Here is a 349-nt window from a genome sequence, read left to right as displayed (position 1 = left end):
TTTTCGACGTAGGTGACGGCTGGCATTGATAAGGTGGCGCGGATTAGCAATCTTATTGCCGTCTGATTTGATGGCGTAATGACTCAGCCCCACATCAAGCCCCGTGATATTTGATATCAATGTTGGCTTTGCCGGTGCTTCTACCCCGTCATCACAGAGTAGTGACGCATAGTATTTTCGGTTGCGCTGCGGCTCAGTGTGATACTTTTCAGCGCCCCCGTAATTTCACGATGTAAACGCGCTTCAATCAGTGCGATTTTCGGGATTTTTATCGCGCCATCAATGACTTTGATCCCGACACAATGATAGCTAGATTGTCTGCCATGCTTACTTTTAAACGTGGGAAAAC

General features: G+C 47.3%; 1 pseudogene. It reads right to left on the bottom strand.

The features are described from left to right. Positions 1-349: pseudogene (locus BHE89_RS22740) on the bottom strand (RNA-guided endonuclease TnpB family protein); the annotation flags it as partial.

Source organism: Shigella sp. FC1967 (genome assembly GCF_001743005.1).
In the GTDB taxonomy this organism is placed as follows: Bacteria; Pseudomonadota; Gammaproteobacteria; order Enterobacterales; family Enterobacteriaceae; genus Proteus.
This window is presented reverse-complemented; position numbering and strand designations above follow the sequence as displayed.